The following is a 17,282-nucleotide window of genomic DNA, read 5'->3' on the forward strand; positions in this document are numbered from 1 at the left end:
CTAACCTTAAAGATGGCTTCACTAAGTCACTTGGCGATGCTGAAAACACTCAAGTTATCGACACTACTAAATTCGAGTTTGGTCGCTACTATAAATTTGATATTCCTGCAACAGTGAAAGCAGACGTCGCTGGCGGTGTGGATATCGAAAATACAGCAGCCCAAGTTGTTAACTACTACAACCCAACAACTAAGAAAGTTGAAAAACCAAACGTACCAACTGAAAAACGTGTTAACAGTGTTCCAATTTCAGTAGAATTCAACTTCACTAAACGTTTGGAAGGCCGTGAGCTTAAAGCTAACGAATTCAGCTTCGTGCTTAAAGATTCAGAAGGTAAGACTCTTGAAACTGTAAGCAATGACGCTAAAGGTAACGTTAAATTCTCACCTATTGAGTACAAGAAAGGCCAAGAAGGCACTTACAAGTACACAGTAGAAGAAGTTAAAGGTACTGACGGTACTGTTCAATACGACGGTATGAAAGCTCTTGTCACTGTTGAAGTATCACATGATGGTAAAGCGAAAGCTCTTATCACTAAAGTGAACGACCCAGCAGACAAAGAATTTAACAACACTGTTCGTCCACCAGAAAAACCTAAGTTCCAACCAGAGAAATACGTTGTTTCTAAAGAGAAATTCGATATCACTGGTATGAAACTTGTTGACGATGATGCTGAGTTGAAAGATAAAGTAGGCGATACTAACAAGGATCCTTATGCTGACAACACAGCTAACAACGAAGCTGAAAATATCAATACTAAGACACTCAAGAAAGGTGATAAGTTTGTCTACCAAGTATGGCTCGACACAACTAACTTCACTGACGCTCACAATATCCAATCTGTAGGTGTTACAGATAAATATGACAGCGAAAACTTGAACATCAATGTTGCTGATATTAAAGCATACGACTCTGTAACAGGAGAAGATGTGACAGCTAAGTTTGACATCAAGGTTGAAAATGGTGTAATCACTGCAACATCTAAGTCTGACCTTACTAAGTCACTCGGTGATGCAGAAAATACTCAAGTGATCGATACTGCCAAATTGGCATTCGGACGCTACTACAAGTTCGATATTCCTGCAACTATCAAAGGCACTGCTAAAGATGGTGTAGACATCGAAAATACTGCGTCACAAATCGTTCACCAATACGACCCAACTAAGAAATCTGTTGAAAAACCAGAAAAACCAACAGAAAAACGTGTAGTCAATATCCCAACTAAGGTTGAGTTTGAATTCACTAAGAAACTTGAAGGTCGTGAACTTAAAGCTGGTGAGTTTAGTTTCGTACTTAAAGACAGTAAGGGTAATGTGATTGAAACTGTAAGCAATGATGCTAACGGTAAGATCAAGTTCTCAGCTCTTGAGTACAAACGTGGTGAAGAAGGTACTCACGTCTACACAGTAGAAGAAGTACAAGGTAACGATGCAACTGTTACCTACGATAAGATGGTTGCTACAGTCGTTGTTTCAGTAACTAAAGACGGTAAAGTCTTGACAGTAACTTCTCAATTGCCAGAAGATACTGAGTTCAACAATATTGTGACACCACCGACTCCTCCAACACCACCGACTCCACCAACACCACCAACACCACCAACACCACCAACACCACCAACACCACCGACTCCTCCAACTCCAGTGGTTCCACCAGTGACACCACCAACTACACCAGAAGCTCCTAAAGGACCAGCACTCCCTGAAACAGGTGATGATGCGTCTATGGCAGCTATGGCTCTCGGAGGAATCCTTGCGGCAGCTGGACTTGGTTTGGCAGGAAAACGCAAAAAAGAAGACTAAGATAGTTCATAGGTTAAATCCCTCAACATAGTTAGATAGACTATTTCAGTTTTCGAAAAAGAGACTCACCCCGATAGGGGTGGGTCTCTTTTGTGTCTATTACAAGACAGTTTTTATTTATATTAAAAAATTAGATAAAAATTCAAAAGGTGAAGAGGTTTATTCAAAAAATATTAGTAACTTAGATTATAGGGGAAATTCCCATAAATAGTGATATGCATGAAAATGCTTATATGAAAAGGTTTGATTATTTTCACGAGGATCTAGTTACTAATCATAATTCGTTTTTTATATTGATTAAAAATTAGAGAAAATACTTGCTTAAAGATTAAAAAAAGGATATGATAGACTTCGGAAGAAGGTTAATAAATGTATAGAGTGCGTGTTTTTTCAATAACGTCTTCGTTTTTTTGACGTGCCTTGGGGTACAAGGATTAACATATAGGAAGATTTTGAATGAAACAAGCAAATCATGTTTTTGAAAAAGTGACAAAATACGCCATTCGTAAATTGTCAGTAGGTGTAGGGCCAGTTGCTATCGGGACATTCTTGTTAGCAGGTGGTCTTTTCGTGTCTAAACCAGTTTCGGCAGACCAGGTTACTTCGGATGCATCGGTACACATGGCCTATGTCACAGAAAATGAATTAACAGCTGAAGAGCAGAAGCAAGTGGTACATGCTATTCCTAAGGAATATCAAAATGAGGACACTTTTTATCTGGTTTATAAACGTAAGGGAGACAGTCAAGCTACTCTTCCTCAGACAGGAAGTTCTGACTGGGCAGCGACAGGTTTGGGATTGGCAACAGCGACTATGGCTGTGTTGCTATTTTCAAAAAAACATCGAAAGAAAATTATTGGTTTGGTCTTGATTGGGGCCGCAGGGCAAAGTCTACTTGTGCCCATAGAGGTTCTTGCTTTGCAAAACAAGGAGTTACAGTCCTATAATCAGACTCTTGCTGTTTCAACTGAAGCAGATTTGGCCAAGGGTGTTATTGCAATCGATGGTTATGAGTATGTCGGTTATCTGCGTTACTCAGCTAAGCCAGAGCTTGAACAACCTTTGGAGAATACTATCAAAGGACTTGAGTCTTCAATAAAAGAAGATAATACAGTTAGTCAGGGGACAGCTGATAAGGATCGTAAGGGAATCAGTTGGAAAAAAGGAACTCAGGAGCCAGGTCATGAGGGCGAGGCTCTCGTTCAACCCGCCAATCCAGAGTATACTGGTCCAATCAGTGCTAAAGGTACGCAAGAATCAGGTCATGAAGGCGAGGCAGCTGTTCAACCTGCAAATCCAGAATATACTGGTCCAATCAGTGCTAACGGTACTCAAGAGGTCGGTCATGAAGGTGAAGCTTTGGTTCAACCTGCAAATCCAGAGTACACTGGACCGATTAGTGCCAATGGAACACAAGAAGTAGGTCATGAGGGTGAAGCTTTGGTTCAACCTGTTGCCCCTGAATATACGGGCCCAATCAGTGCTAATGGTACCCAAGAAGTTGGTCACGAAGGCGAAGCTGCTGTTCAACCTGTCGCTCCAGAGTACACAGGTTCAATCAGTAGCGATACTACAAGTGCTAATGGAACGCAGGAAGTTGGTCACGAGGGTGAAGCATGGGTCCAACCAGCTAATCCAGAGTACACAGGACCAATCAGTGCTAACGGCACTCAAGAAATCGGTCACGAAGGTGAGGCAGTGGTTCAACCAGCTAACCCAGATTACACTGGACCGATCAGTGCTAACGGTACCCAAGAAGTTGGGCACGAGGGTGAAGCGTTGGTTCAACCTACAAATCCAGAGTACACAGGCAAACTGGAAGCTAAGGGTACACAAGAACCAGGCCATGAAGGCGAAGCAGCTGTTCAACCTGCTAATCCAGACTATACTGGTAAACTGGAAGCCAAGGGTACACAAGAATCCGGTCATGAAGGCGAAGCAGCTGTTCAACCAGCTAATCCAGACTATACTGGCAAACTGGAAGCCAAGGGTACCCAAGAATCAGGTCACGAAGGTGAGGCGGCTGTCCAACCCGAGAATCCTATTCATACCCCAGTTGTCGGTAGTATCACAGAGACTGAAACGCAAGCCATCGATTATCCTATCGAAGTTATCACTGATGATAGCAAGTATGTGGATGAAGAGGTTGTCGAGCAAGAAGGTCAAAAAGGTAGCCAAGAAATCCAGAAAATTTACCAAACCATTGATGGTGTCAAGGTTGGTGAGCCAACTATTGTATCAGGTAAGGTTATTGAGGTGCCACAACCTAGAAAGCTTCGTCGTGGCAGCAAACCTCTAGATGGAACAACGACGGAAGAGTCTATTGTAGAGCTTCCATTTAAAGAGATTGTCCAAGAAGATGATAGTCTTGAAAAGGGCACTCTAAAGGTTGTTCAAGAAGGTCAAAAAGGTCAAAACAAAATCACCAAAGTCTATAAGATCTACAAAGGGAATAAGACGTCTGAGGCACCAACTGTCACTGAAACCGTGCTAGTTCCTGTTCAAGATCGTATCGTTCACAAAGGGACCAAGGTGTCTGAAAAACCAGTGCTTACGCTGACACAGATTGACAAGGATGATTTGGGTCGTAGTGCTAAACTTAGCTACAACTTGACGAATCCAGGTTCAGCAGCTATCACGACTATTAAAGCGGTCCTCAAGCAAAACGGACAGATTGTCCAAACGCTTGATATTCCTAGCACGACCTTGACTGCTGACCTAACAAACTTAGACTATTACAAGCTATATACCCTCACAACAACCATGACCTATGATCGTGGCAATGGTGAGGAGAATCAGGTTTTGGCAGACCAAACTCTCCAACTGGATCTCAAGAAGGTTGAGCTTAAAGATTTTGCACGTACAGATTTGATTAAGTATGACAATCAAACAGAAGTGGATGAGACTCGTCTGGCAGCTGTACCTCAGGATCTCACGAATTACTACTTGAAGATGACTTCTGCGAATCAGAAGACCACTTACTTGGCAGTAAAAGCCATCGAAGAAACAACAGTTGATGGCAAGGCGGTTTATAAGGTAACTGCAGCAGCGGACAATTTGGTGCAACGTGATGCCCAAAACCATTTTGCTCAAACCTATAGCTATTACATTGAGAAACCTCAGGCTAGCCAAGCCAATGTTTACTACGATTTTGCTGAGTTGGTCAATGCCATTCAGGCTAATCCTTCAGGTGAATTTAGGCTCGGACAAAGTATGAGTGCTCGTCACGTCGTTCCAAACGGTAAATCATACATTACGACCGAATTTACTGGTAAGTTGCTCAGTGATGGTGACAAACGCTATGCCATCTATGATTTAGAACATCCATTGTTTAATGTCATCAATGGCGGAACGATCAAGAATATCAACTTTGAAAATGTAGACATCAATCGCTCTGGTCAAAATCAAATCGCGACGCTTGGATTTAACCTTAAAAATAAAGGTCTGATTGAAGATGTTAAGGTGGCTGGTTCAGTGACTGGTAACAATGACGTTGCAGGTATTGTCAATAAGATTGATGAAGATGGCAAGATTGAAAATGTTGCCTTTCTCGGTAAAATCAACTCTGTTGGTAATAACTCAACAGTTGGTGGGATTGCTGGTTCAAACTACATGGGATTCGTCAACAGAGCCTATGTGGATGCGACTATTACAGCTCAAAATGCTAACGCAAGTATGCTGGTGCCATTTGTCACTTACATGCTCAACAGTTGGAAATCAGGAACGAAGGCTAAGGTAACCAATTCAGTAGCTAAAGGTGTTCTTGATGTTAAAAACACAAGGAATGTCGGTGGTATTGTCGCTAAGACATGGCCTTACGGCGCTGTTCAAAATAATGTGACCTATGCTAAGGTTATTAAAGGTCAAGAAATTTTTGCTTCTAACGATGTCAATGATGAAGACGGTGGCCCATACATCAAAGATCTCTTTGGTGTGGTTGGTTACAGCTCGGCCGAAGATGGTACTGGTAAAGATACTAAGAGTCCGAATAAGCTCAAACATTTGACCAAGGAAGAAGCTGACAAGCGTGTTGAAGGTTACAACATCACAGCTGATACATTTGTTAGCGAGCCTTACGCGTTGAATACTCTTAACAATGTTTCTAGTCAAGCTGATTTTGCCAATATTCAAGACTATAAGCCAGCATACAAGCAGGCTTACAAGAATATTGAGAAATTCCAGCCATTCTATAACAAAGATTATATTGTCTATCAAGCAAATAAACTGGCTAAAGACCACAACTTGAATACCAAAGAGGTGCTCTCAGTGACACCAATGAAAGACAGTAATTTTGTTACAGATCTAAGCGATGCTAACAAGATTATTGTTCATTATGCTGATGGTACCAAAGACTACTTCAAGCTTTCAGAGAGTTCAGAAGGTTTGAGCAATGTTAAAGAGTACACTGTTGCTGATTTGGGTATCGCGTACACTCCGAACATCGTTCAAAAAGACCACTCAAGTCTTATCAATGGTATCGTTGATATCCTGAAACCGATTGAGTTGCAGTCTGATCCGATTTACCAAAAACTTGGTCGTACCGGTCCAAACAAGGTCAATGCTATCAAGAACCTCTTCTTGGAAGAAAGTTTTGACGCTGTTAAGGCTAATTTAACTAACCTGGTGACTAAGCTGGTTCAAAATGAAGACCACCAGCTTAACCAATCACCAGCTGCCCAACAAATGATTCTTGACAAGGTTGAGAAAAATAAAGCGGCCCTCTTGTTAGGTTTGACTTACTTGAATCGCTACTATGGTGTGAAGTTTGATGATGTTAATATCAAGGAAATCATGCTCTTCAAACCAGATTTCTATGGTAAAAATGTGGATGTCCTTGACCGTTTGATTGAGATTGGCTCTAAGGAAAATAATATCAGTGGTTCAAGAACCTACGATGCCTTTGGTGAAGTTCTCGCCAAAAGTACCCTTTCTAGTGATCTGACCGACTTCCTTAATTACAACCGAAAACTCTTTACCACTATCGACAATATGAATGATTGGTTCATCGATGCTGCTAAGGATAAGGTCTACGTTGTTGAGAAGGCATCTCAAAATGAAGGTGTCGGTGAGCACAAGTATCGTGTTTATGATAACCTTAGTCGTGGTCTCCACCGCAAGATGATTTTGCCATTGTTGAACCTTGATAAGACAGAGATGTTCTTGATTTCTACCTATGACACCATGTCTTATGGTACGGCTAACAAGTACAATACAAGCTTAGAGAAGTTGAAACCTGAGATTGATCTAGCCGCTCAACGTCAAATCAACTATCTTGATTTCTGGCAAAGATTGGCTGCGGATAATGTCAAAAACAAATTGTTCAAAGACATTGTCAATCCAGTCTGGGAAGGTTTCTACGTCTGGGGTCATGGTTGGCCAGGTTGGCCAGAGCGCTACGGCCAATTCAAGAACAGTACAGAAGTCTATGCGCCAATCCGTGAAATCTATGGACCAGTCGGTGAGTACTATGGTGATAACGGAGCCATGGCCGGTGCCTATGCTGCCATCTACGACAATCCATACGATAATCGTGCCAAAGTTACTTTTGTCATGTCTAACATGATTAGTGAGTACGGTGCTTCGGCCTTCACTCATGAAACAACTCATATCAATGACCGTATTGCCTACTTTGGAGGCTTTGGTCGTCGTGAAGGAACAGACGTTGAAGCCTATGCCCAAGGGATGTTGCAATCACCAGCTACTCAGGGGCATCAAGGTGAATATGGGGCCTTGGGACTTAACATGGCCTTTGAAAGAGAAAACGATGGTAATCAGTGGTACAACACTAATCCAAACAAGTTGAAGTCGCGTGAAGCCATCGACCGTTACATGAAGGGCTACAACGATACCCTTATGCTTCTTGACTCCCTTGAAGGGGAAGCGGTCCTCAGCCAAGGAAATCAAGAGCTCAATAACGCATGGTTCAAGAAGGTAGATAAACAGCTACGAGGTAATAGTAAAAACCAATACGACAAGGTTCGTGCTTTAAGTGATAGTGAAAAGGCTATTAATTTGACCTCTATTGATGACCTTGTAGATAATAACTTCATGACCAATCGTGGACCTGGAAATGGTGTTTATAAACCTGAGGATTTCTCTTCTGCCTATGTCAATGTGCCTATGATGTCTGCCATTTATGGTGGTAATACCAGTGAGGGCTCTCCAGGTGCTATGTCCTTCAAGCATAATACTTTCAGACTCTGGGGTTACTACGGCTATGAAAAAGGCTTCCTAGGTTATGCGACCAACAAGTATAAACAAGAAGCCAAAGCAGCTGGCAAGAACACCCTTGGTGATGACTTTATCATTAACAAGATTTCTGATGGCCAGTTCAACACCCTGGAAGACTTCAAGAAGGCTTACTTCAAAGAAGTGAAAGAAAAAGCGTCCCATGGTTTGACGACAGTTGCTATTGATGGCACATCTGTAAGTTCTTACGATGATTTGTTGGCCTTGTTTAAAGCGGCAGTAGCCAAAGATGCTGCAAGTCTTAAAACAGATAATAGCGGTAATAAATCGGTGTCAACAAGCCATACGACTAAACTTAAAGAAGCTGTCTATAAGAAACTCCTACAAGAGACAGATAGTTTCACAAGTTCTATTTTCAAATAATAGATGAAAAAATCCCTTTTGGTAAATGCCAAAGGGATTTTTGAGTTTGTTCGAAAAAGGAGTAGTAAGGAGTCTCTATGTCAGTATTAGCAAGGGGTTGAGAGAACTGTGAGTTGAGTTGTTAAAAAATTTTTCTTTTTGAAGGGAGAGTATTTTGTATTTTAATAAATATCACCAAAACTAAAAAATAAGGTTAGGGTGATGAACGTTTTTAATGAAAAATGGTTTGATATGAAAGTATTTTGAAAATTATAGAACTAACAAAACAGAGGATTGTGGTAAATAAAAGCACGAACGATTTGAAGTTTCAAAGGACTTAGATAAAAGTTTTAAATTAATATTTTCTAATAAAAGTTAAACTTTTACACAATTATTAGTATATATTTGACAATTTAATAATTATAGTATAAAATGGAAACTGTATATAAAGTAATTTGGATATTGAGGAAATTTATTATTATGAGAGATATGTTTAATAAACGCCAACGTTTTTCATTAAGAAAATACAGCTTTGGTGTAGCCTCTGTCCTTTTGGGAGTTTCAATCTTCTCAAATGCACAGGGTGCCCAAGCTGATGAAACGGTAGCACCAACTACCGCAGGTATGGAAACAACTGCTGAGCCAGATGTAGTCGTGGAGCAATCAACGCCAACAACAGCATCAGTAGCGCCAGCAACAACAGAAAACGCACCAAGCTCAGTCTCTACTGTGGCTTTGGCTAGTGAACAGCCACAATCAGCAGCTCAAGAAAGCCAAGCAACTTCAACAACTAGTCAAACAGCAGCTAGTTCAGAAGCAGCTTCTCAGGCTGCATCGCAAGCGAGCTCTGAATCTGTAGCAGCGACTGCTTCATCTGTAGCGACTAGTGCACAATCTCTTAGCTCAACAGCAGTAGCCGAAGCTCCTGTAGCTGGTCAAGTATCAGCACAAACAAGTGCAGCCGCTTCAGTTGCGACTGCAGCAGAAACTGCCAGCGCAGAGTCTACAACCAATGCTGTAAATAGCGTCCTTAAAGTAGCGACTAGTGAGTTGGCCGTGACAAGCAGTGAATTGACTGCTGCTGAAGCAAGCCTTAACTCTGAAAATCTCATCAACGCTATGGGACTTGCGGTATCAAACCGTAGCCTTCGTACAGCTGATGCGGTTGCTGTTTTGACAAATGCTGGAGCAAGCTCAACAAACCCTGACTTGACAAACCTCGGCTACAAACTTGCTTATTTGCCAGAACGTCAACAATACTTTGTTAACATTGATTACATCAACCACCTCAAAGTCGGTCGTGATAACCGTGGAGTAATGAGACCTTATGACTACATTACAAACGGTAGTTACATGGTTGTTGTTAACTATGCCAACCTTGGTATTATTGACTATGTTGATGAAGCAGGAAACAAGATTCCTGGATCTTCAACCTACCGTATCAATAACTCAACTGAAACAATCACAGCAAACGGTAAGACCTACAATAAAATTTATGATGCTGGTGTAACAGAACTTCCACCAGTACCAGCAGGATACCGCATCAAATATGCCTCTGCTGACAAATCTAAAGCTAATGCTTACGTAGATGTCTTGAAGTCAGAACGTCAGTACGACTATAACAACGGTATTGCAACAATCCGTTCAGAACGTGCTTGGGACCGTAACCAAAGCCGTGTCGTTGACCTTGTTCAATTTGCTAACGGTTCACAAGGTTTGGACGCTTCAATTGATGCCAATGGTGGTGGTCAATACCTAGCTCCAGGTTACCGTTACCACATTATCGTTGAAAAAGACACTAAAGATGTCACAAAAGCAACAAGTCAAACAGTGACTTACACTGGTGCTGATACGAAGACACCAGCTGCTAACACTCAAAATGACTTTAGCTTTAACGGTAAAGAAGATCCTACAACTAATACAACAACTTGGACTGAAACGACTCACACTTATGGAACAGTCAAAACTCCAGTTGTTACTGGTTACTATGCCGATAAAGCCGTAGCAGGTGGCAAGACAGTTACTCCAGATGCACCAAATGTGACAGACACAGTGACATACAAAGCCTTTGGTAAATTTATCGCTGTGGATGAAAATGGCAATCCAATTCCAGGTGTATCGACAACTGCCTACACGAACGATCCTAATGATGCGACTAAGATGATTGCCATCGACAAGACGCTTCCAAGTATTCCTGGTTACACTGTTAAGGTTATCCCTGCATCACCATCAAATCCAGGTGAAGACACTCGTGTCGTTTACGTAGCAATCGTTAACGATGTGACTAAGGCGACGAAACAAACAGTTACATTCCAAGGTGCTGGCGATAAAACTCCAGCTGCAGATGTGAAATCTGACTATACCTTTGCAGGTAAGGATAACCAAGCGACTGGTAAGGTGACTTGGAATGAAACTAGCCACACTTACGGTACAGTTAAGGTTCCTGTTGTGAATGGTTACTTTGCAGATAAAGCGGTAGCAGGTGGTAAGACAGTAACTACAGATGCTCCAGAAGCAACTGACACCGTAACTTATAAGGCCTTTGGTAAATTTGTCATTGTCGATGAAAATGGGAATCCAATTGCAGGTGTGTCAGATACTGCCTACATCAATGATCCTAACGATCCAACTAAGATGATTGCAGTTGACAAGAACTTGCCAACTATCCCAGGTTACACTGCTAAAGTAGTACCTGCAACACCAGGTGACTTGTCTAGCGATACTAAGGTTGTTTACGTTAAGAACGATCAAAAAGCAAGTGTTGTTTACCGTGATGAAACAAGTGGTTCAACCCTTGAAACTGTTGCCTTGGCTGGTAAGTCTGGTGAAGCGGTTAACTATTCAACAGCTGAACGTATCAAACACTATCAAGACCTTGGCTATGTCCTTGTAACAGATGGTTACCCAGCTGGTGCAAGCTTTGACTTGGATAGCACAGTTGACCAAGCTTGGACAGTAAGCTTCAAACGTGTAGCACTTGACTTTAATCCAGACAATGCTCACGAACCAGGAACACCAATCTATCCTAACCAACCAAACGGTCCAAAATGGCCAGCTAAGGATGCTTACCTTAAAGATGTGACATATACTGTTCACTATGCAAGCAAAGATAGCGATGCTAAATTGCCAGCAGATAGTGTTCAGAAAGCACAATGGAAACGTTCATTGACGCTTGATTCTGTAACAGGTGATATTCTTACAACTGGTGAATGGAAGGCAGATAAGACTAAGTTTGATCTCGTGATTACACCAATGGTTAACGGTTACTTCGCCGATAAAGGCCGTGTGGCTTCTCAAGATGTCACTATGGACAGCAAGGTTGAGACTGTAACTTACACTAAATTTGGTAAGATTATTGCCGTTGACGAAAAAGGGAATCCAATCCCAGGTGTTGAAGCAGTTACTTACACAAATGATCCTAACGATCCAACTAAGGCTGCTATGACACTTGTTCCTGAAGTGAAAGGTTACAAGGCTGATAAGACTGGTGTGACACCAAGCAACCCTGGTGAAGATACAAAGGTTGTTTACAAGGTGGTTAATGCAGAACCTGCTAAACCGACAGTTAACAAAGAAGTTGGTACTATCGTTGTTATCTATCGTGACGAGTATGGTAACCAAATCAAGATGCCACTTGTGATCACTAACTCTGTTGGTTCAGAAGTTAATGTTCATGGTGACCGTTACATCTACCGTAACGGTGTGAAATATGAATTGATCCGTCAAGAAGGTAAATCTACAGACAAGATGACAGAAGGTCAAACAGTCGTAACTTACATCTACCGTAAAGTCGAAGATGGCTCAACACCATCAAACGGTAATGGCGGACAATCTGGAAGCTCAACATCTAAGGCTGTCAAAGCAACTTCAAACGGTTCTAAAGGATCTAAGGGTTCTGGATCTGGTTCAGCAGCCGATGGCGCTTCAGATGGTAAAGGTTCAGATAAGAAGAAATCTGGAAACAAAGATGGTAAGAAGGCAGATGGTTCTGATAAAGCTAAAGAAGGCGATGAACAATTGCCAGTAACAGGCGAGTCAGATAACAACCTTGCAGCAATGGGTGTTGTTGTCATGGGACTCATGTCAGGACTTGCGGCTATGAATCGTCGTAAAAACCAAGACTAAGATTTCCAAACCTTATCTCTCATAAAATCCAAAAATAAAATCTCTCTCGAGTGACTTGCTCGGGAGAGATTTTTTGGTCTGCGGATAAAATTCACGGAATCTCCCAAGGTTTGTGAATCTTTTAAGCAGTATTTAGCTTGATAAGGTACAATAGAGTAAGACAAAACGAATGAGGAGACTGTCATGAAGTTTTTACATACGTCAGATTGGCATGTGGGGCGAACCCTCAATGGCTGGTCTTTGTTGGAGGAGCAGGAGTGGGCCTTTCAACAGATTGTGGATTTGGCTATTAGCGAAAAAGTGGATGGGGTTATCATTGCGGGAGACCTCTATGACCGTGCGGTGCCGCCTGTAGATGCGATTAAGCTATTTAATAAGACCTTGGCCCGCTTGGTCTTGGAGGAGCAGATTCCTGTCTATGCTATCAGTGGCAATCACGATGGTGCTGAACGTTTGCATTTTGGACGAGACTTTTTTCAACATCAAGGTCTTCATTTAAGCACACGTTTGGAGGAGGCTTTTGAGCCTATTGAGTTGGAGGCTTGCCAGATTTTCCTCCTTCCCTTTATCGATCCTATTGATGCCCGTATTTATTATAAGGACGATGAGAATAAGGAAATTCAGGGGATTGGTGATGCCTTGGCCTATATTCTCGAGGATATGGAAAAAGCTTTTGATCCTGACAAGGCCCATGTCTTGGTGGCGCATTTTGCAGTTTCTAAGAAGGATGATAGCGATGGTCAAAGTCTACGGGAATTGATGTTGTCTGAAACTAGCAATACGGTGGGTGGGCTTACCAATGTGACCAGTGACCTTTTTAAGGCTTTCGATTATGTGGCTTTAGGGCATATCCATACGCGTTTTGCCAGTCCGAGCCAGCGCGTGCAATATTCAGGCAGTCCGGTCACCTTTAATGTCAAAGAAGCCAAGCGTAGGGAAGAAAAAGGTGTCTATATTCTTGACTTGGATGCAACTGGAGACTTGTCTCAGACCTTCCATCCTCTAGAGGTCAAACGACCGATTTTGGCCTTGCAGGAGCCTTTTGAAACCTTGATGTCACCTGAATTTTATAAGGAGCAGCCTTGTCAAAAGGCTTGGTTTGCCTTTGATATTCAACTGTTCAGTCGTAAGGAATTAGAGGGAATCAATGTGCGTGCCCGTCTGGAAGAGATTTATGGGACAGACATTGTAGAAATCACTTTCAGTCGTTTGGGTGATGTCAGGGAAGAAAGCTTGACTGTAGATCAGCACTTAAAAGATTTGGAAATGCAGTCGCCTCAGGAAATTGTCTCTGATTTTTACCAGACAGTGACTGGGGGCGATGTCTTGTCTGAGAGACAAACTGCCCTTGTGGAAAGTATTTTTGAGGAGATTGGAAGGAGTGGACAATGAGACCAGTTCAGTTAGAATTGACCAATTTTGGACCTTATCGTAAGGAAGTCATCAATTTCACCCAGTTTGACCACGCTCCCCTCTTTTTGATTGGTGGGGACACGGGGGCTGGTAAGAGTACCCTCTTTGATGCCATGACGGTGGCCTTGTTTGCGACGACTAGTGGTGATCGTAATGTCGAGGAGATGCGGTCGACCTTTGCTAGTCCAGAGGATGACTTGACCAAGGTGACCTTTTATTTCCAACAAGGCAAGCATCTTTATCGAATTGAGCGAGTGCTCCAGCAGGAGAGAGCCAAGCGAGGTGGGGGCACTACTATGCAAAAAGCGACGGCTTCTCTAGTCATTGTGGATAAGATTGGTGGTCAGGAAATTGAAAAACTTGGGGATAAGATCAAGGAAGTTAGTGACCAGATTGAGCAGATTTTGGGACTCAATGCCGAGCAGTTCAAACAGATTATTCTCCTTCCGCAAAATGATTTCAGCCGTTTCTTGAAAGAAGATTCCAAGACCAAGACCCAAATTTTGAAGAAAATCTTTGGAACGGGTATTTTTGACCGTTTTCAAAAGAGCTTGGAAGAGCGTCTTCGTCAGAGCAATAAGGATATGGATAAGCGCCAAGCTCAGCTAGATGGCCATTTTGCCAGTCAGGTCTGGTCTGAGGAGGAATTAGCAGTCTTGACCCAAACGCCAGCTTCTGAAAAATTGGCACGTCTTGAAGAACTTTTGGTACAACGGCAAGATAATCTTGAAGAGCAGAAAAGCATCTTGAAGGATGCCCATGAGGATTTGGCTAAGCTGCAGAAGAGCTTGCAAACTGCCCAAGATTTGGCAAAGATTTTCCAAGAATTGAAGCAAGCCAAGGAGCGTTACCGTCTGGAAATTGAGGAAGGTGCTCAGGAACAGGCAGAAGCGAAAGCGCATCTGGACGAATTACAGTTTGCCCAAGGCTTGCAGGAAACCATTAGCAGTTTGAAGCAGTATCAGAAGCAGTTATTGCAATTAGAGCAGGATCTTGAAATCGCTCAGGAAGAATTGAGTGAAAAGCAGCAGGCTTTTGAGGGAGTTAAGGCTCAAAAAGAGGCACTCGCAGCTCAATCTAAGGACTCTCTTCAAAAAGAAGAGGAGCTTGAAACTTGGAAAGAGGATATTATCTATGCTCAGAGTCTTGTCCGAGAGCAGGAGAAAATCAAACGTTCACGTACTAACTACAAGCAGTTGGAAGAAACCTATCAACAGGCGTCGAAAAAGATTGAGCTCCTCAACCAGTCCTTGTCAGAATTGGAAGCTAATCGTCTTAGTGTAGATAGCTTGCATGAGGCCGAAAAACTCCTCCAGTCTGTGGGCTACAGTGTGGATAAGCAACTGGCTCAGGACCTAAAAGAGATAGAGGGCTTGAATCAGGAGTTGGCCAAGACGGAAAAACGTCAACAAGGGTTATCTTTGGATATTGACCAAGCTCAAGAAAGTCTCAAGGAATTGGAAGACCAGTTAGCAACCACTCTAGCCTCACGACGTCAGCTCATGATTGCTCAGTTACAGGCAGAATTAGAAGATGGACAGCCCTGTATGGTCTGTGGTTCGTTTGACCATCCTAAGGTAGATGGGACACAAGCGGATGAAGCAGCCTTGAAGGAACTCATGGATCAGGTGGAGGCACTTCAAGCTCAAAAAGAAAGGCAAGTGGCTACCTTGTCAAATCGTCAGGCTACCTTGAGCGAGGTTGAATCTAAACGTCAAGATTTGCTTGACCAAGTAGCTAAAGTTAAGTTAACTCTTGAAAAACACTATCTAGAACTCCAAGAGCAAGTTAAGGGACAATTTGATTTTGATTTTGCTGAGGACTATGAAGCAGACTGTGGACAAACCTTACTCCGAAAGGTTGAACAGTATTATCAAGAGCTACACAAACGCTTTGATAAGGAAGAGGCAGATTGTCTCCATTATCAAGATGAGTTAGCCAAGGTTCAGGAAAAATCGATAGATTTGGCTAAAGCCTATCAAGAAGCTAAGGCGGCGCTTGACCAAGCTAAGGAACGTCTTAAGGAGTTACAAGAAGCTCATCAAGAGCTTGAATCTGTTGAGGTTTATCAAGAACGTATTTCCCTAGCAAAGCAGGAGTTGGACCTCTACAATAAGCAAGTCAAGGAAAATAGTGAAGCCTACAACCAACTTCATGCCGACATTCAAGGAATCAGGGGGCAACTTGAGAGCCTAACCAAGTCTAAAGAAAATGCTAGCCAAGAAACTAAGCGTTTATCGGCTGAACTAAACCAAAGTCTTATGGCTGAAGGGGCCCTCACCAATGACCTAGAGCAAATCCAGCTTTGGCTTCTTGAGGTGAACAAGCAAGCGATCCCTGAGCTCCAGGCTCAATTGACAAGCTACCAAACTCTTAAACAAGAGTTGCAGGCGCAGATTGTCAAGGGTCAAGAGCTTATCGAAGACCAAGAAAAGCCGGACCTTGGCAATCTAACACAAGCAGTAGAGGATTGTCAGGAGAGCTATGATAAGCAACTGGCTCAGGTTTCTGTCATGGAGCAGGGGCTTAAGGATGCAACGGCTACCTACCAAGCGGCCAAAACCCTTCAAGACAGTAATCAAGAGGCCTTTAAAGCTCACCAAGAACTCAGTGATCTGGTTAAGGTGGTCAAGGGAGAAAATACAGCACTAACTGGACGACTCAATCTTGAAGTCTATGTTATCCGTCAGTATTTCCAACAAATCTTGGACTATGCCAATGCCAACTACATCGGTCTCTTAATGGATAACCGCTATTCCTTTGTTCTGAGTGAAGAAGGTCGTAGGGCGCGTGATCACTTTGGTTTGGACATCAACGTCTATGACCAGCTGACAGGTAGCGAGCGTTCCGTCAAATCCTTGTCTGGAGGAGAAACCTTTATCGCTGCACTGGCTATTGCCCTATCCCTCTCAGAGGTGGTGCAAAATACTAGCAAGGGTGCTGTTGTTGAAGCTCTCTTCATCGACGAAGGGTTTGGCTCACTGGATAAGGAAGCCCTGACCAAAGCCATCGCTGTTCTGGAACAAATCGGTGAAAACCGTGTGGTCGGTGTCATCAGTCACGTGGACGACATGAAAGAAGGCATCGCCCAACAATTAGCTATCATCAAGTCGCATGATGGCAGTAGCAGTATTAAGATTGTGGATAAGGGGTAAGAGAAGTCAAGGGGTTAAGAACTCTCGTCAAAACGTTTTAATTATTCTAAGAGATAGTTTCTCATCGGGGCTATCTCTTTTTCTATCCGCTTATTTCAATCTTCCTAACTATCAGTTTTTTTTTGAAAATAAAAGGAAATTTATTTGAAAAAAACCCCTCATAAAAAAGTTAATCTATTAGAAAATTAAGTGATAC

At 42.5% G+C, this 17,282-nt stretch carries 5 protein-coding genes; all 5 read left to right on the forward strand.

The window, feature by feature from the left end; translation table 11 throughout:
* A partial coding sequence (locus HMPREF2607_RS04845) for an SspB-related isopeptide-forming adhesin (protein ID WP_148130149.1) occupies positions 1–1,802 on the forward strand: 1,802 nt, incomplete at its 5' end.
* Positions 1,803–2,258: 456 nt separating this feature from the next.
* Positions 2,259–8,414 (forward strand): ZmpA/ZmpB/ZmpC family metallo-endopeptidase, encoded by a 6,156-nt coding sequence (locus HMPREF2607_RS04850; protein WP_070476182.1) that lies wholly within the window; start codon positions 2,259–2,261, stop codon positions 8,412–8,414.
* A gap of 459 nt (positions 8,415–8,873) precedes the next feature.
* A complete protein-coding gene (locus HMPREF2607_RS04855) occupies positions 8,874–12,518 on the forward strand; it encodes a mucin-binding protein (RefSeq protein ID WP_021143842.1) in 3,645 nt (1,214 codons plus the stop codon).
* A 183-nt stretch (positions 12,519–12,701) separates the two neighbouring features.
* Positions 12,702–13,910, forward strand: a complete 1,209-nt coding sequence (locus HMPREF2607_RS04860; RefSeq protein WP_070476187.1) for an exonuclease SbcCD subunit D — start codon at positions 12,702–12,704, stop codon at positions 13,908–13,910.
* On the forward strand, positions 13,907–17,086 hold the full coding sequence (locus tag HMPREF2607_RS04865) for an SbcC/MukB-like Walker B domain-containing protein (protein ID WP_070476189.1): 3,180 nt from the start codon (positions 13,907–13,909) through the stop codon (positions 17,084–17,086). The genes HMPREF2607_RS04860 and HMPREF2607_RS04865 overlap by 4 nt, the downstream gene beginning before the upstream one ends.
* Positions 17,087–17,282: the final 196 nt, after the last annotated feature.

The organism is Streptococcus sp. HMSC078H03 (assembly GCF_001808655.1).
Classification (GTDB): domain Bacteria; phylum Bacillota; class Bacilli; order Lactobacillales; family Streptococcaceae; genus Streptococcus; species Streptococcus salivarius_G.